Below are 25,421 nucleotides of genomic sequence, written 5' to 3' on the forward strand. Positions count from 1 at the left end.
AACGGTCACGTCCGGTGATCCCGGAGGCACCGCGAGGCTTGGCAGGGTAGGCTAACCTGCATTAGGCTCACCTAAGTGAATCACGGTGGCACCGCGGCACAACAGCTCTTCCCGCTCACCCGGGCACAGCGCGGAGTCTGGGCAGCTCAGCGGCTCTTCCCCACCGCGACCGCATACCGGGTCGGCCAGCTCCTCTGGCTGGACGGAGACATCGACACCGTGCTGTTCGCGAACGCGGTCGCGCAGGCGTTCGCGGAGTCGGACGCACTGCGGGTGCGGTTCACCGACGGTGACGGCGAGCCACAGCAGTGGATTGATCCCGCGGCGACGCTGCCCACCGAGATCGTCGACACCGCGGCCGACGACGCCGGGATCCGCCGCCGTGTCCGCCGCTCGTTCGACGTGGCGGACGACCTCACCGGGTCCGTTCCGTCCGCCTCGACGCTGTACCGGCGCACCGGTGGGGGCTGGGCATGGGCCTTCGCTACCCACCACGTGCTCGTCGACGCCTACGGCATCAGCCTGTTCACCCGCCGGGCCGGGGAGATCTACACCGCCCGCTTGGCCGGCGCCGAGCCGGCGCCGGTGTCGTTCGGAGCCTGGCCGGACGTCGCGAGCGCCGAGCACGAGCGCGCCACCGCCCCTGCTGACGATGCCGCCCCGCCGCCGTGGGCCGAGGTGTTCGAGATCGCCGAGGCGCGCGGCCACGCCACCGCCGTCGACTCCGCGGCGCTGTTCGGGCTCTCCGACCAGAAGGTGGTCGTCCCGCTGGCGGAGCCGGCCGGGGCCGCGCTGAAGGCCGCCGCGCGGCGGCTGCGGCTCAACTGGGCCGCTTACGCCTCCGCCCTGTGGGGTCTCTACGACGCGCTCGCCGAGGGCCGGCAGGACCTGGTCCTGCGGGTGCCGTTCATGATGCGCCAGGACGCGGCGGCGCTGCGCACGCCCGGCATGCTGGTCACGACGTTGCCGGTCGCCGTGCGGCTCACCGGCGGCTCGACGCTGGGCGACGTCACCCGCGAGGTCGCCACCCAGCTGCGCACCACCGGGCGGGAGGAGCGCTGGACCGAGGAGCAGGTCGCCCGCGGGTGGCGGGGCGGCGAGCTGGACTACCGCACCCTGCCGCTGATCAACATCAAGGCGTTCGACTACGCATGCCGGTTCGGCGACGTCGTCGGCCGCCAGGAGACGGTGAACGCCGGCCCGGCCGGTCGCCTGGACCTCACCGTCTACTCCGACCCCGTCCACGGCTTCCGCATGGAGCTGGCCGGCAACGAGGCGCTCCTCGACGCGGCCGCCCTCGCCACCCACGCGGAGAACTTCGCCCGCTTCGTCGAGGCCGCCGTGGCCGTCGACCCGGACGAGCGCGTCGCGCAGCTGCCGTCCGTGGTCGGCGACGCCGATCGCGCCCGCGTCGAGGCCTGGTCGGCCGGTCCGGTCCACGACATCCCGCAGACCCATCTCGACGCGCTCATCCGCGCGCAGGCCCGGCGGACCCCGGACCGCGTCGCGATCCTCGACGACACCGACGGCGCCGAGCTGACCTTCGCCCGGTTCGATGCCCGCACCAACGCGCTGGCCGGCCTGCTCGCCGAGCGGGGCATCGGCGTCGGCGACCGCGTGGGCGTGCTGCTGCCGCGCTCGAAGGACCTCGTCGTCACGCTGGTAGCGATCATGCGGGTCGGCGCGGCGTGGGTGCCCGTCGACACCTCCTACCCGGCCGACCGGGTCGAGTACGTGTTCACCGACGCGGGGGTCTCGGCGGTCGTCACCGACACCGCCACGGCGCAGGCGCACCGGGCGGGCCTGGCGGGAGTCCCGGCCGAGCTCTTGCTCATGGACGACCCGGGCGTGCAGGCCGAGCTGGACCGCGGCCACCCCGAGCCGCCGGCGCTGTCCCGGCCGCTCCACCCGTCCGACGCCGTCTACTTCGTCTACACCTCCGGAACCACGGGCCGTCCGAAGGGCGTGCGGGTGACGCACCGGGGCATCGTGAACCGCCTGATGTGGGCCCTCTCGGTGCACCGGCTGGGCCCCGAGGACCGCATCCTGCAGAAGACGCCCGCGACGTTCGACGCCTGCATGTGGGAGTTCTTCGGTGCGCTGCTGGTCGGCGGCGTCGTGGTCGTCGCCCGCGACCAGGGCCACAAGGACCCCGAGTACCTCGCCGACGTCATCGCGCGCCGGAAGGTCACGGTCACGCACTTCGTGCCGTCGATGCTGCAGGGCTTCCTCGCCTCCGAGCCCGATCCCGCACGGCTGACGTCGCTGCGGCAGGTGTTCGTGTCGGGCGAGGCGTTCCCGATGGCCGCGGTGCCCGAGGCGCGCCGCGTGTTCGGCGACGCGCGCCTGGACAACGTGTACGGGCCGACGGAGACCACCGTCGACGTCTCCTACCTGCACATGGACGACCACCCGCTGGGTGAGCACCTGTCCGTCGTGCCGATCGGCGGCACCCCGCCGAACGTCCGGCTGCACGTCCTGGACGGGTGGCTGCGCCCGGTCGGGCCCGGTGTGGTCGGGGAGCTGTACGTCGGGGGCATCCAGCTCGCCGACGGGTACGCCGGCCGGTTCGGGCTCACCGCGGAGCGGTTCGTCGCCGACCCGTTCAGCGACGACGGCTCCCGCCTCTACCGCACCGGTGACCTGGTGCGGTGGGACGAGCACGGCGCGCTGGAGTACCTGGGCCGTACCGATGACCAGGTGAAGGTGCGGGGGTTCCGGATCGAGTTGGACGAGGTCCGGGCGGTGGTGGAGCGGCACCCGGCCGTGTCGGCGGCTGCGGTGCTGGCGCTGGAGCACCCGGCGGGCGGGAAGTTCCTGGCCGCCTATGTGATGGTGGCGCCCGGAGCCGGTCCGGATGATTCCGCGCTCGCGGACGAGGTGCGCGAGATCTGCGGGTCGGTGCTGCCGGACTTCATGGTCCCGACGACGGTGACGCGGGTCGAGTCGTTCCCGACGACGGCGAACGGCAAATTGGACCGGGCGGCGCTGCCGCAGCCGGACCTGGGTTCCGGCGGGGGTGCCGGGCGGGCACCCGAAACGCGGACGGAGATCGTGCTGGCTGCCGTTTTCCGCGACGTGCTGGCGTTGGGGCCGGATGTGTCGTTGTCGGTGGAGGACGACTTCTTCCGCCTGGGCGGCGACAGCATCCTGTCGATCCAGGTCGTCTCGCGCGCCCGCCGGCAGGGCGTCTTGGTGACCGCGGCCGAGGTCTTCGCGGCGCGCACGATCGCCGCGCTGGCGGCATTGGCCGACGAACGCGCCGGCGCGGAGGACTCGCAGCTCGCGGCCGTTTCCGAGGCCCCGTTGTGGCCGATCGCGGCCGCCCAGGCGGGCAGCCCCGGGTTCGGTGCGTTCTCGCAGTGGTTCGTGTTCACCACGCCGGCCGGGCTGGACGAGTCGGTGCTGGCGCGGGTGCTGGGCCGGGCCGTCGGTCTGCATCCGGCATTGAACGGGCGCCTGGCCGGCGCCATGTTCACCGTCGAGTCCCGCGCCGAGGCGGGGGAGCGGCTGCAGGTCGATCGCGGTGGTTTCGACCCTGCGCGCGCCGAGATGCTGGCCGCGCAGCTGTCGGAGTCGCTGGACCTCGAGGCCGGGGTGCTGTGGCGGGCGGTGTGGTTCCCGGCGGCGCATCGGCTGTTGTGGGTCATTCACCACCTGGTGGTGGACGGGGTCTCGTGGCGGATCCTCGGCGACGACCTGGCGCAGGCCTGGGAGATCGAATCCGGCCGGGCCTCGGGCGAGTTGCTGCCGGAGGCGACCGGGCTTCCGGCGTGGTCGGCAGCGCTCGCCGCTCGTGCCGCGGGGTCCACTGTGGCCGAGCAGGCCAGCTACTGGGCGTCGGTCACCGCTGACGAGGAGTCGCCGCTGGGGTCGCGCGCGCTCGACCCGGCCCGAGACACCTACGCGACGGCGCGCCGGTTCGAGGTCACCGTTCCGGCCGAGGTGACCCGGGCGGTGGTCTCGGCCGTGCCGGGCGCACTGTCCGCCGAGGTCAACGACGTGCTGCTGGCGGCGCTGGCCGTCGCGGTCGGTGCCTGGCGCGGTGGCGAGCAGCGCCGGGTGCTGGTCGGGCTGGAAGGCCACGGCCGCGAGGAAACCTTCGTCCCGGGCTGTGATCTGTCGCGGACGGTGGGCTGGTTCACCTCCTGGTACCCGGTGCGGCTGGACACCGCTGAGGTCGATCCGGCCACGGCGGCTGCCGACCCTGCTGCGGCGGCGGAGGCGGTGCTGCGGGTCAAGGAGCAGCTGCGGGCGGTGCCGGACCGCGGCGTCGGCTACGGCGTGCTGCGGTACCTCGGCCCGGACGGTGCCGGGCTGGCGTGTGCGCCGCAGATCGGCTTCAACTACCTCGGCCAGTTCGGTGCCGCTGATGCCGGGGACTGGCAGACCGCGCCCGAACTGCCCGGCCTGCGGGCCCACCTGCCCGCGGAGCGGCCGCTGCCCGCGGTGATCGACATCAACGCCGCCGTCGTAGGCGCGAGCGACGGCGCCCGGCTGGTCGCCACGTTCGCCTACGCCGCCTCCGTCGTCGGCGAGGAGCAGGTCCGGGCGATCGCGGATCTGTGGGTGCAGACCCTGACCCGGCTGCGCGACTACGCCGAGGGCGCGGCGATCGTCCGCCGCTCCCCGTCCGACCTGACCGCCCGCGGGATCACCCAGGCCGACATCGCCGCGTGGGAGGCCCGATACGGCGAGCTGTCCGACGTCGCGCCACTGACCCCGCTCCAGCAGGGCATCACGGTCGAGTCCCTCGTCGGCAGCTCCGGCGGGGTCGACGTCTACGTGACCCAGACGCTGCTGCGCCTGACCACCGGCGCCGGCGACGTCGATCCCGACCGGCTCCGCCGCGCGTTCGCGCTCGTCCTCGACCGCTTCCCCGCGCTGCGCACCGTGATCGCCCCGACCGCCGTGGGCGACCACGTCGCCGTCGTGCCCGCCACGGTGGACCTGCCGTTCACCGTCGAGGACACCGAGGATGCCGCCCGCGTCGCCGACCGCGACCGCGCGGCCGGGTTCGACCTGGCCACCGGCCCGCTGCTGCGCGTGAGCCTCGTGCGCACCCCGGCCGGGACGACCCTCGTGCTGACGATGCACCACGTGCTCGCGGACGGCTGGTCCGTGCCCCGCATCGTCCGGGCACTCGTCGAGGCCTACCGCACGCAGACCGCGGCCGCCCCCGACCACGTCCACCGCGACTTCGTGCGCCGCCTCGCCGCCCAGGACCACGCCGCTTCCCTGGCCCGCTGGACCCAGGTGCTCGCCGGCGTCGAGGAACCCACCCTCGTCGCCCCCGGCGCGCCGGCGAGCGCGACCGCGTTCCCCGACGAACACCGCTTCGAGCTCGGCCCGGACGTGACCGCCGCCCTGAACCGGGCCGCCCAGCAGGCCGACGCCACACTGAGCAGCCTCGTGCAGGCCGCGTGGGGTGTCGTGCTGAACGCAGTCACCGGGCAGGACACCGTCCTCTTCGGCACCGTCGTCTCCGGCCGGCCCGCCGATCTCGACAGCGTCGAGGAGGCCGTCGGCCTCTTCCTCAACACGATCCCCACCCCGGTCGCGCTCGGCGCGAACCCGACCCTCGGCGAGCTGGCCCGCCAGGTCCAGCAGCACAACACCGGCCTGCTCGAGCACCACCACGTGGCGCTCACCGACCTGCACCGCATCACCGGGCACAACCCGCTGTTCGACACCCTCGTCGTCTACGAGAACTACCCGTTCGACGACGCCGGACAGGGCAGCGGACCGGCCGATCTCGTCGTCACCGGCGTCGACATCCGCGACTCCACGCACTACCCGCTGGCGCTGTCCGTGCTGCCCACGGCCGATCGCATCGGGTTCCGTCTCACCTCCCGCCCCGACTTGCTCGACGCGGACACCGTCATCCCGATCGCCGGCCTGCTCCGGCGGGTCCTCGAAACCGTCGCCGCCGACGCCGCCACCCGCGTCGCCGACGTGAACCTGGGCGGGACGGCCATCACCACCGCCCTGCCCGCCGCGGAAACGTCCGCGACCCTCGACTCGCTGCTGCGCGACCAGGCCGTCGCCACGCCGGACGCCGTCGCCCTCGTCGACGCCGACGGCGGCGCACCGCTCACCTACCGCCGGCTGGACGCGCGGATCGACGCCGTCGCCGCCCTGCTGATCGAGCGCGGGATCGCCGCAGGCGATCGGGTCGCCGTGCTGCTGCCGCGCTCGCCGGAGCAGGTGGTCGTGCTGGCCGCGATCCTGCGCACCGGCGCCGCCTACGTCCCGATCGATCCCGGCCACCCCGCAGAGCGGATCGCGCGGATCATCACCGACTCCGGGGCGGTACTGGTGGTCACCGACGCCGCCGACGTTCCCGGCGGCGTCCGCACGCTGGCCCTCGCCGAGGTGCGGTCCCGGCTCGACTCCGGCGCGACCGCCCGGCCGGCGCGGCCGGTCACCCCGGCCGACACGGCGTGCGTCATCTTCACCTCGGGCACGACGGGCGTTCCGAAGGGCGTCGCGCTCTCGCACCGCGTGCTGGTGAACCGCCTGACGTGGGGCCGGGAGGAACTGGGGTACGGGGCCGGATCCGTCGCCGTCGCCAAGAGCGGCCTCGGGTTCGTCGACGCCGTCACCGAGCTGTTCGGCCCGCTGGTCGCGGGCGCGACCGTCGTCGTGGTGCCCGACCGGATGGCCACCGATCCGGCCGCCCTGCTCGGCGTCCTCACCCGGCACGAGGTCACGCACCTGCTCACCGTGCCGTCCCTGACCGACGCCATGGCGGGCCCGGACACCGACGGGGCGCTGCCCGCGCTGCGGTCGTGGGTCTCGTCCGGCGAGGCGCTGACCCCGGCCACGGCCGAGCGGATGCGCCGCGTCGCACCCGCCGCCGTGCTGCGCAACTTCTACGGCTCCACCGAGGTCACCGGTGACGCCACGCGCTGCCGGATCACCGGCGACGTGATCGGGCTGGGCGCCCCGCCCGCCGGGATGACGGTGGCGGTGCTCGACCGCTGGCTGCGCCCGGTGCCCACCGGGGTGCTCGGCGAGCTGTACGTCGGCGGTGCGCAGCTCGCCGACGGCTACGTGGGCCGGCCCGGCCTGACGGCGGAGCGGTTCGTCGCCGATCCCGCCGGGTCCGGTGCCCGGCTGTACCGGACCGGCGATCTGGTCCGCATGCGCGCCGACGGCGCGCTGGAGTACCACGGCCGCGCCGACGACCAGGTCAAGATCCGCGGCGTCCGCGTGGAGCCGGACGAGGTCCGCGTCGCGCTGGAGCGGCACCCAGCGGTGACCGGCGCCGCGGTCGTCGCCCTCGACCACCCCGCGGGCGACACGTTCCTGGCCGCCTACCTCACCGCGGACGGCGATCTCGACGTCACCGAGCTGCGGGCGTTCGCGGCGGCGCAGCTGCCGGACCACATGGTCCCGGCGACGTTCACCCGGCTCGCCGCCTTCCCCGTCACGCCGAACGGCAAGCTCGACCGCCGGGCGCTGCCCGCCCCCGATCTCGGCGCACCCACCGGCGGCCGGGGCCCCGCCACCGCCACCGAGATCGCGCTGGCGGAGTTGTTCCGCGACGTGCTCGCCCTCGACGCCGACGTGTCGGTGGACGACGACTTGTTCGGTCTCGGCGGACACTCCCTGCTCGCGACCCGGGTGGTGGCGCGAGCGAACGCCGCGCTCGGCAGCGCCCTCACCCTCCGCGACGTGTTCGACCACCCGACCGTCGCGGAGCTGGCCCGCATCGCCGACGCAGGGACGCGGGCCGCGCTCCCGCGGGTGGGCGAGCTCGAACGCCCCGCCGAGCTGCCCGTCTCCTACGGCCAGCAGGCGCTGTGGCTCGTCGACCGCATGGGCGGCCCCGGCTCCCGCTACGTCGTCCCGGTCGTGATGCGCCTGACCGGCGATCTCGACGAGGCCGCCTTCGCCGCCGCGCTGCGCGACGTCGTCGCCCGCCACGAGTCGCTGCGCACCCGCCTCGTCGAGGACGACGGGCGGCTGCACCAGCAGATCGTCCCGGCCGGGGAGGCCGCCGACCGGCTGCCCGTCACCACCGAGGACATCCCGGCCGCCGAGGTCGATGCCCGGATCACCGAGCTGGTACGGACACCGTTCGACCTGGCCCGCGACATCCCCGTCCGCGCCACCGTCCTGCGCACCGGCCCGGCGGAGCGCATGGTCGTGCTGGCCCTGCACCACCACGCCGTGGACGAGTGGTCGCTCCGGTCGCTGCTCGGCGATCTCTCGGCGGCCTACCGGGCCCGCCGCGCCGGGCACGCCCCGCAGTGGGCGCCGCTGCCGGTGCAGTACGCCGACTACGCGCTCTGGCAGCGTCACGTGCTCGGCGACGCCACCGACCCGGACTCCGTGCTCGCCGGCCACCTCCGCTACTGGCGTGACGTGCTCGCGGACGCCCCGGAGGAGTCGACGATCGCGGCCGACCGCGTGCGGCCGGCAAGCCCGACCCATCGCGGCGCGGACCTGACGTTCGCGCTGGACGCCGACGTCGTCGCCGGGCTGCGCCGGGTCTGCGAGCAGACCGGCGCCACGATGTTCATCGTCGCCCACGCCGCCGCCGCGGTGACGGTGTCGCTGCTCGGCGGCGCCGACGGCCTGGTCATCGGCTCCCCGGTCGGCGGCCGCACCGCCGACGGGCTCGAGGACCTCGTCGGCTACTTCGTCACCACCCTGCCGATCCGGCACCGGCTGGGCCGCGCCGACACCCTCGCCGACGTGCTGGCCGCGGCCCGCCGCACGATCCTGGACGGCCTCGCCCACCAGGACGCGCCGTTCGAGCAGATCGTGACGGCCGTGGGCGCGGAGCGCTCCGCGAACCGCAACCCGCTGTTCCAGGTCATGCTCACCTACCACATCGGCGAGCAGACCCAGGGTCTCGTCCTCGACGGCGTCGACGTCGAACCGCGCCACACCACGCCGGGCGCCGCGAAGGTCGATCTCGATCTCGCCCTGCAGGAGACCCCCGCCGGTGTCTCGGGCCTGCTGACCTATGCCACCGACCTGTTCGAGCCGGAGACGGCCGAGCGGTTCCTGACCGTCTTCCGCGCCGCGCTGCGGGCGCTCGCCACCGATCCCGCCGCGCGCATCGCCGAGCTCGACCTGCTCCCCGGCACCCGGAGCCCGGGCGAGGGGCCTGCGCTCGACATCGCCCCCGAGGCACTCGACACGACTCTCGACGCGCTGGTCCGCGCCACCGCCGCGGCCCTGCCGGACGCCGTCGCCGTCGTGGCGCCCGACGGTGGGGAGGTCTCCTACGCCGAGTTCGACGCGCGGGTGAACGCGCTGGCGCACGTCCTCGCCGACACCGGCGTCGCGACCGGCGACCGGGTCGCCGTGCTCGTCCCGCGCGGCGCGGGACAGGTCGTCGCCCTCGCCGCGGTGCTCCGCGCGGGCGCGGCCTACGTGCCGCTCGACCCGGCGTACCCGACGGAGCGGATCGGCAACGTCCTCGCCGACGCGCGCCCGAGCGTCGTGATCGCCGACGCGGAGGCCGCGGCCGCGCACGTCGGGGCGCTCGACGGGACGCGGCTGGTGGATCCGGCGACGGCTGAGACCACCGACGCGCTCGCCCGCGGCCGGGCAGGCGCCCCGGTACCGACGCGGCCGCTGACCGCCGACGACCCGGCGTACGTGATCTTCACGTCCGGCACGACCGGGCGGCCGAAGGGCGTCGTGGTCTCCCACCGGGCGATCGTGAACCTGATCCGGTGGCGGCAGGGCACGTTCCCGCTCGAGATCGGGGACCGGGTGCTGCAGAAGTCCTCGGTCGGCTTCGACGTCTCCGTGCCGGAGTTCTTCTGGCCGCTCGCGGTGGGCGCCGTCGTCCGCATGATCCCCGACGGCGCCGAGAAGGACCCGGCCGCGCTCGTCGCGCTGCTGCGGTCCGAGCCGTTCGGGTACGCGGACTTCCTGCCGAGCGTCGTGCGCGCCCTCGTCGACGACGGGGAGGACCTCACCTCGCTGCGGATCCGCCACGCCTCGGTGGGGAGCGAGAGCGTGCCGGTGTCGGTTGCGCACGCGCTGCGCGCCCCGGGCCGGCAGGTGTGGAACCTGTACGGCCCGACGGAGACCACCGTCGAGTCCGTCGGGTTCGATCTCGCCGGGCTGCGCGCCGACGCCGCGGTCACCCCGATCGGCCGCCCGCTCGCCAACACCACCGTCGCGGTGCTGGACGGGTGGCTGCGCCCGGTCCCGCCGGGAGTGCCGGGTGAGCTGTACGTCGGCGGGGTCCAGCTCGCGGACTCCTACGTGGGCCGGCCGAGCCTGACCGCGGAGCGGTTCGTCGCCGACCCGTCCGGCTCGGGTGGACGGCTCTACCGCACCGGTGACCTCGTCCGCTGGACCGCCGACGGCCAGCTGGAGTACCTGGGCCGTACCGATGACCAGGTGAAGGTGCGGGGGTTCCGGATCGAGTTGGACGAGGTTCGGGCGGTGGTGGAGCGGCATCCGGCCGTGTCGGGGGCTGCGGTGTTGGCGCTGGAGCATCCGGCGGGTGGGAAGTTCCTGGCCGCGTTCGTGACGGTGACCGGGACCGGTCTGGACGACTCCGCGCTCGCGGACGACGTTCGTGTGTTCTGCGGGTCGGTGCTGCCGGACTACATGGTGCCGACGACCGTCACCCGGGTCGAGTTCTTCCCGACGACGGCGAACGGGAAGCTGGATCGGGCGGCGCTGCCGCGGCCCGATCTGGGCTCGGCCGCCGGTTCGGGCCGTGCGCCCGAGTCGCGGACCGAGGTCGTGTTGGCGTCGGTGTTCCGGGATGTTCTGGCGTTGGGGCCGGATGTGTCGTTGTCGGTGGAGGACGATTTCTTCCGGCTGGGTGGCGACAGCATTCTGTCGATTCAGGTGGTGTCGCGGGCGCGTCGGCAGGGTGTGTTCGTGACCGCGGCGGAGGTGTTCGCGGCGCGCACGATCGCCGCGCTCGCGGCGCTGGCCGATCAGCGGGCCGTGGTGGAGGGGTCGCAGCTCGCGGACGTCTCCGAGGGCCCGTTGTGGCCGATCGCGGCTGCGCAGGCGGGTGCGGCGGGGTTCGGTGCGTGTGCGCAGTGGTTCGTGTTCACCACGCCGGTGGGGCTGGACGAGTCGGTGCTGGCCCGGGTGGTGGGCCGGGTGGTGGGTGTGCATCCGGCGTTGAACGGGCGGCTGGCCGGCGAGAGGTTCTCGGTCGTGACCGGCGGCGGTGACGTGGTGGGGGAGCGGCTACAGGTCGATCGCGGTGGGTTCGATCGTGCGCGAACCGAGGCGTTGGCGGCCGAGTTGTCGGAGTCGCTGGATGTCGGGGCCGGGGTGTTGTGGCGGGCGGTGTGGTTCCCGTCGGCGAGCCGGCTGCTGTGGGTGATCCACCACCTGGTGGTGGACGGGGTGTCGTGGCGGATTCTCGGTGACGATCTGGCGCAGGCCTGGGAGATCGAGACCGGGCGGAGCTCGGGTGAGCTGCTGCCGGAGGTGACTGGGTTGCCGGCGTGGTCGGCGGCGCTGGCTGTGCGGGCCGGCGAGTCCGATGTGGTCGAGCAGGTCGCCCGGTGGACGTCGGTCACCGCCGAGGCCGAACCCCTGCTGGGGTCGCGCGCACTCGATCCGGTGCTGGACACCTACGTGACGGCGGGTCGGTTCGAGGTGACCGTTCCTGCCGATGTGACGCGGGCGGTGGTCTCGGCGGTGCCGGGTGTGTTGTCGGCCGAGGTCAACGACGTGCTGCTGGCTGCGCTGGCCGTCGCGGTCGGAGCGTGGCGTGGTGGTGATCGGCGTCGGGTGCTGGTCGGGCTGGAGGGGCACGGCCGCGAGGAAGCGTTCGTTGCGGGCAGTGACTTGTCGCGGACGGTGGGGTGGTTCACCTCGTGGTATCCGGTGCGGCTGGACACCTGCGACGTCGACCCGGTGGTCGCCGCCGCTGATCCGGGCGCGGCGGCGGAGGCGGTGCTGCGGGTCAAGGAGCAGCTGCGGGCGGTGCCGGACCGCGGGATCGGCTACGGCGTGCTGCGGCACCTCACCGGCGCCCTGCCCGAGGGTGCGGTCCCGCAGATCGGGTTCAACTACCTCGGCCGGTTCACCACCGCCGAGACCGGGGACTGGCGGGCCGCACCCGAGTTCCCCGGCCTGCAGGCGCACCTGCCCGGGGAGATGCCGCTGCCCGCGGTCGTCGACATCAACGCCGCCGTCGTCGACGCGAGCGACGGCCCCCGGCTGGTCGCGACGTTCGCCTACGCCGCCTCCGTCGTCGGCGAGGAGCAGGTCCGGGCGATCGCGGATCTGTGGGTGCAGACCCTGACCCGGTTGCACGCCTATGCCGAGGGCGCGGCGATCGTGCGGCGTTCACCGTCCGACCTGACCGCCCGCGGCATCACCCAGGCCGACATCGCCGCGTGGGAGGCCCGTTACGGCGAGCTGGCCGACGTCGCGCCGCTCACCCCGCTGCAGCAGGGCATCACCTTCGAATCCCTCGTCGGCGGCTCCGACGGCGTCGACGTCTACCTCACGCAGACCGTCCTCCACCTGGACGGCGAGCTCGACACCGGCCGGCTCCGCCGGGCGCTGCAGGCTGTGCTCGTCCGGCATCCGCACCTCGGCGCCGCGATCGCGGCCACCGAGGCGGGGGAGCACGTCGCGGTCGTCCCGGCCGCCGTCGAGGTCCCGCTGAGGGTCGTCTCCGGCCATCCCGACCCGGTCACCGCACTCGAGGAGGCGGGCGATGCCGCACACGCCGCGCCGTTCGACCTGGCCGACGCCCCGCTGCTGCGCGCCACCGTCATCTCGACCGCGCCGCAGCAGCACGCGGTCGTCCTGACGATGCACCACGTCCTCGCCGACGGCTGGTCGATGCCGCTGCTCGTCCGCGACCTGCTCGACGCCTACGCGGCACCGCAGGCCGTCCGCGGCGCCGATCCCGCGTGCCGGGCGTTCCTGCACTGGCTCGACACCCGCGACGAGGCGGCGACCACCGAGGCGTGGAGGCAGGCTCTGGCCGTGGTCGACGAGCCCACGCTGCTCGCCCCCGGCGCCGCGCCCCGGGCGGCCGGCTTCCCCGAGGAGATCACCTTCACCCTCGACGACGGTGCCGCGGCCGGACTCACCGCCGTCACCCGCGACACCGGCGCCACCCTGAACAGCGTCGTGCAGGCGGCATGGAGCGTCTTCCTCGCGGGCGTCACCGGGCAGGACACCGTGGTGTTCGGCTCGACCGTCTCCGGCCGCCCCGCCGACGTGGACGGCATCGAGGACGCCGTCGGCCTGTTCATCAACACGATCCCGACGCCCGTCGCCGTCGACGGCGGGATCACGCTGGCCGAGCTGGTCCGGCGGGTGCAGGAGCAGAACACCCGTCTGCTCGACCACCACCACGCCCCGCTGCCGCAGCTGCAGCGGCTGGCCGGCCACAACCCGCTGTTCGACACGATCGTCGTCTACGAGAACTACCCCGTCGACGACGCCGTCGGCCGGACCTACGGCGGGCTGCGGCTGCGCGCGGTGGAGGGCAGCGACGCCGCCCACTACCCGCTGACCCTCGCGGTCCTGCCCGGCCCGGCCGGGATCACGATCCAGCTCACCCACCGCGCCGACGCCGTCCCCGCGGCGACCGCGCAGCGCTACGCCGACACGTTCCGGGCGGTCCTGGAGACGATCGCGGCCGCGCCGGACACGCGCGTCGCCGACGTCCCCACCCTGCTGCCCGCCGACGAGGAGGCGCTCGCGGACTGGTCGGCCGGCCCGGTCACGGGGGAGGAGCCCACGACGCTTGACGCGCTGCTGCGCGCCCAGGCCGCCCGCACCCCCGACGCCACCGCCGTCGCCGACGACGGGGCGACGCTGACCTACGCGCAGCTCGACGCGCGGGTCAACGCCCTCGCCCGGCTGCTCACCGACCACGGTGTCGCGGTCGGCGACCGGGTCGGGGTCCTCCTGCCCCGCAGCCCGGATCTCGTCGTCGCGGTGGCCGCCGCGATCCGCGCGGGCGCCGCGTACGTGCCCGTCGATCCGGCGTACCCGGTGGAACGGATCGGCATGATCCTCGACGACGCCACCCCGGTGGTGGTGTTGACCGACACGCGCACGGCGGCCGTCCTCGACCGGGCCGTCCCGGCGATCGCGCTCGACGAGCCGGCCGTCGCCCGGCAGCTCGCCGACGGGGCCGAGCCCCCGGTGCTCGCCCGGCCCCTCGTGCCGGCCGACGCCGCCTACGTGATCTTCACGTCCGGCACCACCGGGCGGCCGAAGGGCGTCTGCGTGCCGCACCGGGCCGTCACGAACCTGGTCCGCTGGCGGCAGGCCACGTTCCCGCTGGCCGAGGGTGCCCGCGTGCTGCAGAAGTCCTCCGCCGGGTTCGACGTGTCGGTCCCGGAAATCTTCTGGCCGCTCGCCGTCGGGGCCACCGTCCGGCTGGTCCGCGACGGCGGTGAGAAGGACGCCGCGTACCTGGCGAACCTGCTGCGCAGCGAACACTTCGGGTACGCCGACTTCCTGCCGTCCGTGGTCAGCGCCCTCACCGCCGACGGCGAGGACCTGGCCACGCTGCGGGTCGACCACGTGACCGTCGGCAGCGAGGCCGTCCCGCCCGAGGTCGCGCGCGCCCTCACCGCCCCCGGCCGGGCGGTCTGGAACATGTACGGCCCCACCGAGACCGCCGTCGAGATCGTCGGCTACGACGTCGCGGCGCTCCCGGCCGACGCGGCCACCACCCCGATCGGCCGGCCGATCGGTCACTCGACGGTCCGCGTGCTCGATCCGTGGCTGCGCCCCACCGCCCCGGGCGTGCCCGGCGAGCTGTACCTGGGCGGCGTACAGCTGGCCGACGGCTATGTCGGCCGCGCGGCGCTGACCGCGGAGCGGTTCGTCGCCGACCCGTACGGCATCGCCGGGGAGCGGCTCTATCGCACCGGTGACGTGGTCCGCTGGAACGACGACGGTCAGCTCGAGTACCTCGGCCGCGTCGACGAGCAGGTCAAGCTGCGCGGATACCGGATCGAGCCGGACGAGATCCGCCGTGCCCTCGAACAGCACCAGGACGTCACGGGCGCCGTGGTGCTCGCCGTCGACCTGCCGGCGGGCGGGAAGCAGCTCGCCGCGTACGTCACCGGCACCGGCGCGGACGAGGGGGCGCTGCGGGCGCACCTGGCCGCCCGGCTGCCCGAGTACATGGTGCCCGCCGCGATCATCCCGGTGGACGCCTTCCCGACCCTGCCCAACGGCAAGATCGACCGCCGGGCGCTGCCCGTGCCCGATCTGGCCACCACCGGCGGCCGGGCGCCCGAGACACCGGCGGAGCGGGCGCTGGCGGAGGTGTTCCGCGAGGTGCTCCGCCTGCCCGCGCACGTCGAGCTCGGGGTGGACGACGACTTCTTCCGCCTCGGCGGCGACTCGATCCTGTCGATCCGGGTCGTGTCGCGGGCCCGGCGCGCGGGCGTCGTCGTGACCGCGGCCGAGGTCTTCACCGTGCGCACGATCGGCGGGCTCGCCGCGCTGGCCGACGGCCGTGCGGCCACCGACGCCGTGGCGCTGCCGGAGGTGAGCGAGTCGGTCCTGCTGCCCATCGCGGCGCAGCACGCAGGCGATCCCGGCTTCGCGTCCTTCACGCAGTCGTTCGTCTACGTCACCCCGCCGGACCTGACCGCCGACCGGCTGGAGCGGGTCCTCGCCCGCATCGTCGAGCACCACGGCGCCCTGCGCGGCCGCCTCGCCGGCGGACGGTTCCGCATCGATGCGCCCGGCTCGATCGCCGGGCGCACCGAGGTGCGGGATCCGTGGACCGGGCCGGAGCCCCTGCGTGCCACCACGGAGCGGTTGTCCCGGCAGCTCGATCCTGAGCAGGGCGAGCTGTGGCGCGCCGCGTGGTTCCCCGGCCGCAGCGGGGAAGCGGGCCGGCTACTGCTCATCGTGCACCACATCGCCGTCGACGGGGTGTCGTGGCGGATCCTCGGCGACGACCTGCGCCACGCCTGGGAGCTGGAGACCGGGGCCACCGCCGAGCCGTTGGAGCCGACCGGTACCGGCGTCACCACCTGGGCCGAGGCGCTCGCCCGCCGCGCGGCGGACGACGACATCGCCGCGCAACGGGTGTACTGGGCCAGCGCTGCCGAGGCCGGACCCGCCCTCGCCGGCCGCGAGCTCGATCCCGCCCACGACACCTACGCGACCGCGGGGGAGATCCCGATCGAGATCCCCGCCGAGATCACCACCTCGCTGCTCGTCGATCTGCCGCGGCTGCTCACCGCGGGGGTCGACGACGTCCTGCTCGGCGCGCTCACCAGCGCGGTCGGGGCCTGGGCCGCGGCCCGCGGCAGTGCGCGGCGCGCGGTCCGGGTGGGCCTGGAGGGACACGGCCGCGAGGAGCCCCTGATACCGGGCGCCGATCTGACCCGCACGGTCGGGTGGTTCACCTCCTGGTACCCGGTCGTCCTCTCCACCGACGACGTCGACCCGGTCGCCGCGGTCGACGATCCCCGCGCCGGCGCCGGCGCGGTGCTGCGCGTCAAGGAGCACCTGGCCCGCGTCCCCGGCCAGGGCCTCGGGTACGGGCTGCTGCGTCATCTCGCCCCGGACGGCGAGGCGCTGGCCACCGGCGTGGACGTCGGCTTCAACTACCTCGGGCGGTTCACCGCGGCCCCGCAGGAGGAGCAGCCGTGGGAGACCGCGGGCGATGCGGCCGGCATCGGCGGCCACGTCGCTCCCGAGTTCCCGCTGCCCGCGGTCGTCGACGTCAATGTGGAGGCGGTCGACACCGGCGACGGGCCCGTCCTGCGCGGCAGCATCACCTACGCGAGCACCTTGTTGCCCGCGGCGGAGGCGGCCCGGCTGGCCGAGCTCTGGACGCAGGCGCTGACCACGCTGCACCGCTACGCTCGCAGCACCGACGTGGTCCGCCGCTCGCCCTCCGACCTCATGGCGAGCGATGTCTCACCGCACGACGTCGCCGCGTGGGAGGAGCGGTACGGCGCGCTCGCCGACGTCGCCCCGCTCACCCCGCTCCAGGAGGGCCTCGCGTTCCAGGCAGGTCTCGCGAACGAGCCGGCCGGCGTCGACGTCTACGTGGTGCAGAGCGCCTTCCGGCTCGCCGGACCCGTCGACGCGGCGCGGATGAAGACCGCGGTGCACCGGGTGCTGGAGCGCTACCCGAACCTGCGCGCGGGCATCGCGGCGCGGTCCGACGGCGCGCACGTCGCCGTCATCCCGGAGACGGTCGCGAACCCGTTCCGGGTCGTCGACGTGACCGCCGCGGCCGAGCTCGCCGAGACGGCTCGCCGGATCGCCGACGAGGACCGCCTGCGGCCGTTCGACCTCACTGACCCGCCGCTCGTGCGCGCGGTGCTCGTGCGCGGCCCCAGCGACGAGTCGCACCTGGTCCTCACCCTGCACCACGTCCTCGTCGACGGGTGGTCCACGCCGATCCTGATCAAGGCGCTCTTCGAGGCCTACGCCGTACCGGACCGGCGGCCCGTGCCCGAGACGGTGCACCGCGACTTCCTGGCGTGGTTGGCCGGGCGCGACCGCGCAGAATCCGAGGCGGCCTGGGCCCGCGCGCTGGAGCCGGTCACCGGCGCCACCCTCGTCGCCGGGCCGGAGGGCATCGGCAACACCGAGACCGATCTCGCCGTCGTCGACGGGATCGTGGGCGCGGAGGAGTTCGAGGAGCTGGCCGACCTCGGTACCGGGGTCACGATCGGCACCGTCGTGCAGGCCGCGTGGGGCGTCGCACTGCGCGAGCTGCTCGGCGATGAGACCGTCGTGTTCGGCACGATCGTGTCCGGGCGGCCTTCGGACGTCGATGGGATCGAGGATGCCGTCGGCCTGTTCATCAACACGATCGCCACCCCGGTGACGGTCCGCGACGAGCTCGGCTTCGCCGAGCTGGTGGCCCGCCAGCAGGGGCAGAACACCGCCCTGCTCGATCACCACCACGTGCCGCTCGCGGACCTGCACCGCATCGCGCGGCGCTCCCCGCTGTTCGACACCCTCGTCGTCTACGAGAACTACCCCGAGGACACCGAGGAGCGCGACCGCGTCGAGCAGGCCACGGGGTTCCGGGTCCGCGAGGCCACCGGCAGCGATGCGACCCACTACCCGGTCACGCTCATCGCCGAACCCGGCGAGGCGCTCAAGCTGCGCGTCGCCTACATGCCTGCGGTCGTGCCGCGGGAGACGGCGGAGCTGCTGCTGGAGACCACCCGGCTCGTGCTGGAGCTCGGGGCCCGCTCGCCGCGGCTTGCCGTCGCGCAGCTGCGCGAGCTGGTCCGGGTGGCCCGGGCCGCGACGCCGGCAGCCGGCCCGGCCTACCGGATCGCGGCCACCGGGTTCGACCTCGCCGACGCCGACCTGTGGCGGGCCGCCGTCACGCACGCGTCCGCCGCGCTGTCCGCGCCGGCCGTCCTCGCCCTCGACGAGGACGGCACCGGGTGGATCGTCTCCGCCACGGCTCCGCACCCCGCGGTCCTCGACACCGTCGCCGCGGTCGCGCCCGTGCTCGTGGCGGCCTACCGGAACCGCGAGGTCGTGGCGGTCGTGCCCCCGACCGCCGCGCCGGCACCGCTGCTGTCGGACGCGCAGCTGCAGGCCGTGCTCGACGATCCGTTCTGGACCGACTGGCTCGACGGGTTCGCCGAGACCGTGCCCGCCGAGCTGCCGGCCGGCGCCGCGGGGTGCGGCCGCGGGATCGCGAGGGTGCACGCCGAACTCGGCACCGCCGTCGCGGCGGCCGAGGAGCGCGCGTCGGTGCTCCGGGTGCTTCTGCGCGCCCTGGGCTCCGACTTCGCCGACGGCACCGTGGTCGAGTTCGAGGAGCCCGCTGGGCCGGCTGGCGTCCGGCGGTTCCCGGTCGCGGCCGGGCCCGATCGCGCGGAGTCGGCGAGCCTCGCCTGGGAGCCGCGACACGCCGCGGAGCTGGCGCTGCTGCGCGAGAGCCCGGTCTTCGCCGCCTACCTCGACGAGGTGCCCGACCCGGTGGTCCGCGTCGGCGTTTTCCGCACCGGTGCCCGGCCGCAGGGCGGCGAGGCACCCGCGGACTCGATCACCGAGGACATCGGGCTGGCCGTGCGCGTCCTCGTCGACGACCTGGTCACCGTCGAGGCCCGGGTCGCGCCCGGCGTCGGGCTCGACGCCCAGGAGGTGGCCGACGCGCTCGCCGCCGGGATCGCCGAGCACGGCCTCGTCCTGCGCGCGCCCGAGGCGGTCGAGGCGCCGGCGCTGCGCCGCATCGACCGGCTGCCGATGACGGCGGTCGAGGCGGCGAGGCTGCGCGAGCGGTACGGCGCCGACGCCGAGCTGCTGCCGCTCTCACCGCTGCAGCGCGGGCTGCTCTACCACATGGTCCGCTCGCGCGAGACCGACGACCACAACGCCTACGTCTCGCAGGTGACTCGTGAGCTGGCGGGCGAGGTGGACCCGGCCCGCATGGCCGACGCGGTCGCGACCGTGCTGCGCCGCTACCCGAACCTCACCGCCTGCTTCGTCGCGCTCGGCGAGGGCGAGGTGCAGGTCGTCCCGGCACGTACCCCGGTGCCGTTCCGGGTCGTGCGGCAGGCCGAGTGGCGGGCGACGGCACCCGACGTCGAGGCGTTCCTCGCGGCCGAGCGGGCGGCCCCGTTCGACCACGAGGAGCCGCCGCTGGTGCGGTTCGTGCTCGTCGAGCGGTCCCCGGCCGGCTGGACGCTCGCGATGACGTTCGAGCACATCCTCATGGACGGGTGGTCGCTCAACCTAGTGCTCGACGAGGTCCTCGCGATCTACGCCGACCCGGCGTACGCCGACCGCGCCCCGGCCGCGTCGCTTCGCACCTACCTCGACTGGCTCGCCGCCCGCGACCCCGACGCCGCCCGGTCGGCGTGGCGGGACTACCTCGCCGACCTGCCCGGACCGTCGGTCATCTGGCCCGAGGGCGGCGACCTCACCGGCGACCGGATCGAGACCGGGGAGCTGCACCGCGATCTCGACGACGCCGAGGCCGCGCGGGTGTACGCGGCTGCGCGGGCGGCGCGGGTGACCGTCGGCACTCTGCTGCAGGTCGCGTGGGGCATCGTGCTGGGCACGCTCACCGGCAGCACCGACGTCGTGTTCGGCAACACCGTCTCCGGGCGGCCGCCGGAGCTCGACGACGCCGACCGGATCGTCGGTCTGCTGTTCAACACGCTGCCGATGCGGGTGCGGTTCTCGCCCGGCGAGCCGATCGGCGCGCTGCTGACCCGCGTGCAGACCGAACAGCTGCAGGTCATCGACCACTGCTACGCCTCGCTCAGCGACATCCAGGACGACGCGGGCGTGGGTGCGCTGTTCGACACGCTGTTCGTCGTCCAGAACTTCCCGTTCCGCGCGGAGGGCGGACCGGACGGCGAGGCGCGGGTCACCGGCGGTGGCATCGACGACGCCACGCACTACCCGGTGACGTGGGCGGTGAACCCGTGGATGGACGGCGACCGGGCCGCGGTGCATGTGCGCCTGTCGTACCGGCGCGACGCCTTCGACGACGCGGCGGCGCGGACCCTCATGGAGCGGTACCTGCACGTGCTGCGCTTCCTCGTCGAGCACCTGGACGCGCCGATGGGGCGGGTCTCGGTACTGCTGCCGGGCGAGACGGTCGACGCCGGCCCGGCCGACCGGCCGCTGGCGGAGGTGACCGTCGGCGGCCTGCTCGAGCAGCGGGTGGCGCTGACCCCGGACCGGATCGCGCTCGTGGCCGGGGACCGGCGGTACACGTTCGCCGGGTTCGCGGCCGAGGTGCACCGGTACGCGCGGCTGCTGCTCGTCCACGGGGTGCGCCCGGAGCACCGGGTCGCCCTGCTGCTGCCGCGCGACGAGCGGATGGTCGTCGCGATGTTCGCGGTGTTCGCCGTCGGCGCGGCCTACGTGCCGATCGACGCCGAGAACCCCGACGAGCGGATCGCGCACATGCTGGCGGTCACCCGCCCCACCGTCACCCTGGTCACCGACCGGGACGCCGGGCGCCTGCCCGAGGGCGGCGCGGGCGCCGTGGTGAACCTGGACGACGCGCAGGTGCGGGAGCGGACCGCCGGCTACCCGGCGGAGGCGATCTCGGCCGCCGAGCGCGGTGGGGAGGTTTGCCTCGACAACCTGGCGTACGTCATCTTCACGTCCGGGTCGACCGGCCGCCCGAAGGGCGTCGCCGTCGGCTACCGCGGCCTGACGACGATGTACGTCAACCACGTCGAGAAGATCTTCGACCGGGTCGTCGCCCACCAGGGCGGGCGCACCATGCGGATCGCGCATACCACGTCGTTCTCCTTCGACGCCTCGTGGGAGCAGCTGTTCTGGCTGCTCAACGGCCACGAGGTGCACGTGATCGACGAGGAGATCCGGCGCGAGCCCGAGCGGCTGCTCGCCCACTTCGACGCCGAGCACATCGACGGCTTCGACGTGACCCCGTCCTACGGGCAGCTGCTGGTGGACCAGGGCCTGCTGGAGCGCGACCGGCCTGCGGGCCGGTCGGTGGCGGCGGCCGGCGAGGGTGTGGTGTTCGTGTCCCTCGGCGGGGAGGCGGTGCCGGAACGGCTGTGGCAGCAGCTGCGCGAGGCGCCCGGCGTGGAGGCGTACAACCTCTACGGCCCGACGGAGTTCACGATCAACGCGCTCGGCGCGGACCTGGCCGACAGCCCGACGCCGTGCGTGGGCACGCCGATCCTCAACAGCCGCGCGTACATCCTCGACGCGACGCTGGAGCCCGTGCCGGACGGTGTCGTCGGCGAGCTGTACATGTGCGGCGACGGCACCGCGCGCGGCTACTGGGACCAGCCCGCCGCGACCGCGGAGCGGTTCGTCGCCTGCCCGTGGGAGCCGGGCAAGCGGATGTACCGCACCGGCGATCTGGCGAAGCGGACCCCGAGCGGCGGAATCCTCTACCTGGGCCGTGCCGACGACCAGGTGAAGATCCGCGGCTACCGCGTCGAGCCGGGGGAGGTCGCCGATGTCCTGGCGGGCGATCCGCAGGTCGCGCGGGCCGTGGTGATCCCGCGGACCGACTCGACCGGGACCGTGCAGCTGCACGGGTACGTCGTGCCCGCCGATCCGGATGCCGAGGTCGATCTCGACGCCGTGCGGGCCCGTGCCCGCGCCGTCCTGCCCGACTACATGCTTCCGGCCGGGCTGGCCGTGATCGACGACATCCCGTTGACGATCAACGGCAAGGTCGACGTGCGGGCGCTCCCCGTGATCGACGTGGCGGAGGGGGAGTACGTCGCGCCGCGGACGGCGACGGAGGAGCTGCTCGCTGACGCGATCGCCCAGGTGCTGGGCCTGGAGCGCTGCTCGGTCACCGCGAACTTCTTCGAGAGCGGCGGCAACTCGCTGCTCGCGATGCGGCTCGTGGCCCGGGTGAACGCGATCGTCGACCACGGCCTGCTGGTGCGGGACGTGTTCGCGCACCAGACTGTGGCGGCGCTGGCGGAGCACCTCGACGCGCGCGCGGGCGCGGCCGGGCCCACGGTCACTGAGGCCATGCTGCTGCCGCTCCGACCGGGGACACGGGAACGCACGCTGTTCTGCTTCCACGAGTACACGGGCGTCGCGACGATGTACGCGCACCTGCTGCCGCTGCTGCCCCCCGAGTGGTCGGTGTACGGCTTGCAGGACCCGGTGCACGGCGGGGCCGATGTGGACTTCGCCGACTTCGCTGAGGCGTGCCGGGCGTACGCGGACGCGGTGCAGGAGTGTCGTCCCGAGGGCCCGTACGACCTGCTCGGTTGGTCCTACGGCGGCCACCTCGCCTACGGGGTGGCGCGGGAGCTGGTCCGGCGCGGGCAGGAGGTGCGCGCGCTCGCGATCGTCGACGCGATCCCGATCGCCGACGGGCCGCTGCGGGAGGACGTGGAGACGGTCACGGTCACGATGGCTGAGCTGCGCGGCGACCCCGAACTGCAGGACCGGATCGCCGCGACGATCGAGCGCGAGGTCGCGCCCGAGCTGGCCGAGCGGATGTTCGGCGGGCTCGACACCCGCCAGCGCCGCGCGATCGCCGTCGCGGCCACCCGTGTCGACTTGCTGCTCACCACGCCGACGGAGGGCCGGCTCGACGTGCCGACCCTGCTCGTCGCCGCGGCGGGCGAGGAGGGCCGCCCGGAGGAGTACACCGAGCAGCTGACCGAGATGTGGTCGCGGTTCCTGCCGCGGCTGCGGACGGTGCGGGTGGACACCCCGCACTCGGAGATCGTCCTCGGCGCCGGTCAGGCGGAGCGCTGGGTGCCCGCGTTCCTCGAGCTGATCAACGCAGACGCAACGAAGGAGAACCCCACCCGATGAAGGTGACCGCTGCCCGGGCCACGGCCGACGTCGCCGAGGTCCTCTGCATCCCGCAGGCCGATCTCGACCCGGAGCTCGACCTGCGCGACCAGGGCATGGACTCTGTGCGCGTCATGGAGCTGGTGGAGCTGTGGCGAGGGGCGGGGATCGAGAAGCTCGACTACCCCGCCCTCGCCGAGGACCAGCGGCTCTCGCGCTGGCTACAGGTGCTGGCCGAGCTTCAGGACTCGGCGGACGGGGCCGGCGCGCTCATCGGGTGAGCCGGCGACGTGTCCGGGAGTTCGTCGAGGAAGCGCTCCAGGGCCACCGCGCCCTGGAGCGCCACCTCGTGCGGCGAGCGCTCCCGGTAGCCCGGGTTGAAGATCTCCAGCGACAGCGGGCCCGAGTAACCGCCGGCCACCACCGCCGAGACGGGGGTGCGCAGGTCCATCTCGCCCTCGCCGGGGAAGCACCGATGCCCACGGCTCCAGGAGAGGTAGTCGGTCGCCAGCCACGGGGCGTCGGCGAGCTGGAGGAAGGCCACGGCGCCGGGCGGCAGGGCCTCCAGCACCGCGGCGTCCTCCCCACCGGCGAGGAGGTGGAACGTGTCGACGACGAGCGTCAGGTTCGGGTGCGCCGCCGTGCGCACCGCGTCCCACGCGTCGGCGACGCGGCTGATGTGCGTGCCCCAGGCCAATGCCTCGAAGCAGATGGTGATGCCGTGCTCGGCGGCGACGTCGGCGAGCGCCGCGAGCTGGGTGACCGAGCAGTCGCGGCTCGGATCGGCGTCTTGGTCGGTGTTGGAGACGACCAGGATCGAGCATACCCCGAGCTGGGCCATCACACCGAGATGGCGTCGGAACCGCTCCTGCACGGCGACGAACTCCTCGGCGGGGACCCCCTCGGCGCGCCGGAACGGCTGGTACAGGTCGATGGTCAGCCCGAGGTCCGCGCAGCGCTTCGCGCACTCCGCCGGGGTGAGCCTCGATTCACACAGGTCCTCGTCGAGCAGCTCGACGCCCTCGAAGCCCGCGGCGGCGATCGCATCCAGCTTCTCGTCGAGGCTTCCGCCCAAGGACACGGTCGCCATGCACGTCTTGAGAACCGTCATGTCCGATGCCTATCTCCGTGGTTAGGAGTGCCTATCCTAACTTTCAGATAGTCGGCGGCGACAGTGCAACGAGCTCAGGCATAGCCCGGGCCGCTGTCCGGCCGGGCGGCCGTGGTCGCACCGTCGTACACGACGGCTCCGCGCAACGTGGTCATTCCCGCCGTCCGGTCGAGGATCTGCACCGCGCCACGGGGCACACCCTGGTGCTCCCTGGTCGCCCGGTCGAAGAACGTTCGAGATGAGGGCGTCCCTCGTTGGTCGGAGCGTGATCGTCGTCGACGGCGGTTCAGGACCTGCGAGCGTGGGTGGGACGGTGATCCAGCGCCACGCGGCTGGAAGAACGGCTGATGGAGCGCCCTGCGCGCCGAGTGCGTGGTGCGCGGCACTCGTGTAGGTGGGGGGAGAGACCTGGGTGGGTGGTGCAAGTCCAGGACGGATTTCGAACTCCCCAGTCACGTTGACCAGGGCTTCTGTGCTTCTCGATCGGAAAACTACAGATCAGACGAGGTGGTCTTGTGTCCGAGGGGGGAATTGATCACCCAAATGTAGCACACCTGCGCAATGCAGGTGTCCATACGTCTAAAGGGTACAGTATCTCTCTCGTTGAGAGGCTCGAGCGTTGTTAAGGGTCGGTGACGTGTGGATCCTGCGGGCTGAGTGTGTGGGAGCTGGACTACAGGGTTCTCGCCGACTCCAGGGTCACGTTGCGAACGGGCCGTCGATCGCTCGTACGCGATGCTGGCCAGCATGCGACATCCGCACCTCGACCCGCATGCGCACTGTCCGTAACGAACTTGGCTGTCGGGGCACGGTGGCCTCCCAAAGTCGCCTCGTCGGCCACCCAGCCGCTGGCCGCGGTGGACCGGCCGGGACGCGTATGACAGCGTACGGATTGCGCGAAATGGCCACGGACCTATTGCGATTCCAGCATGGTGCTGATGATGATGTAGTGCAAGGGTGGATGCGTGACGGAGGGTGAATCGCCCTGGGTGGTGGAGAGGCTCTGATCTAGCAAGGAGACTGGAGCCGTGCCTGCACCTCGGAAGTTCGATGAGGAGACCCGCGCCCGCGCGGTGCGCCTGTACGCTGACCGGCTGCGTGATCACGG

3 protein-coding genes are annotated in these 25,421 nt (G+C 73.9%); 2 read left to right on the forward strand and 1 reads right to left on the reverse strand.

Features of this window, described 5'->3' with window-relative positions:
• Window positions 1-75 precede the first annotated feature (75 nt).
• Window positions 76-23,223 carry a non-ribosomal peptide synthetase gene (locus BUE41_RS28510; protein ID WP_073460452.1) on the forward strand — a complete coding sequence of 7,716 codons (23,148 nt, stop codon included), beginning with the start codon at window positions 76-78 and terminating at the stop codon, window positions 23,221-23,223.
• Complete coding sequence (locus BUE41_RS28515; protein WP_073460453.1) at window positions 23,220-23,483, forward strand: phosphopantetheine-binding protein; 264 nt, start codon at window positions 23,220-23,222, stop codon at window positions 23,481-23,483. The genes BUE41_RS28510 and BUE41_RS28515 overlap by 4 nt, the downstream gene beginning before the upstream one ends.
• On the opposite strand, the gene BUE41_RS28520 is transcribed toward BUE41_RS28515, so the two are convergent.
• Complete coding sequence (locus BUE41_RS28520; RefSeq protein ID WP_073460454.1) at window positions 23,444-24,313, reverse strand: sugar phosphate isomerase/epimerase family protein; 870 nt, start codon at window positions 24,311-24,313, stop codon at window positions 23,444-23,446. The genes BUE41_RS28515 and BUE41_RS28520 overlap by 40 nt on opposite strands.
• Window positions 24,314-25,421: the final 1,108 nt, after the last annotated feature.

Source organism: Pseudonocardia thermophila (assembly GCF_900142365.1).
Taxonomy (GTDB): Bacteria; Actinomycetota; Actinomycetes; order Mycobacteriales; family Pseudonocardiaceae; genus Pseudonocardia; species Pseudonocardia thermophila.

Coding starts and splice junctions, on each gene's coding strand:
- BUE41_RS28520 (WP_073460454.1), bottom strand. CDS start 24,313: ATGACGGTTCTCAAGACGTGCATGGCGACCGTGTCCTTGGGCGGAAGC.
- BUE41_RS28515 (WP_073460453.1), top strand. CDS start 23,220: ATGAAGGTGACCGCTGCCCGGGCCACGGCCGACGTCGCCGAGGTCCTC.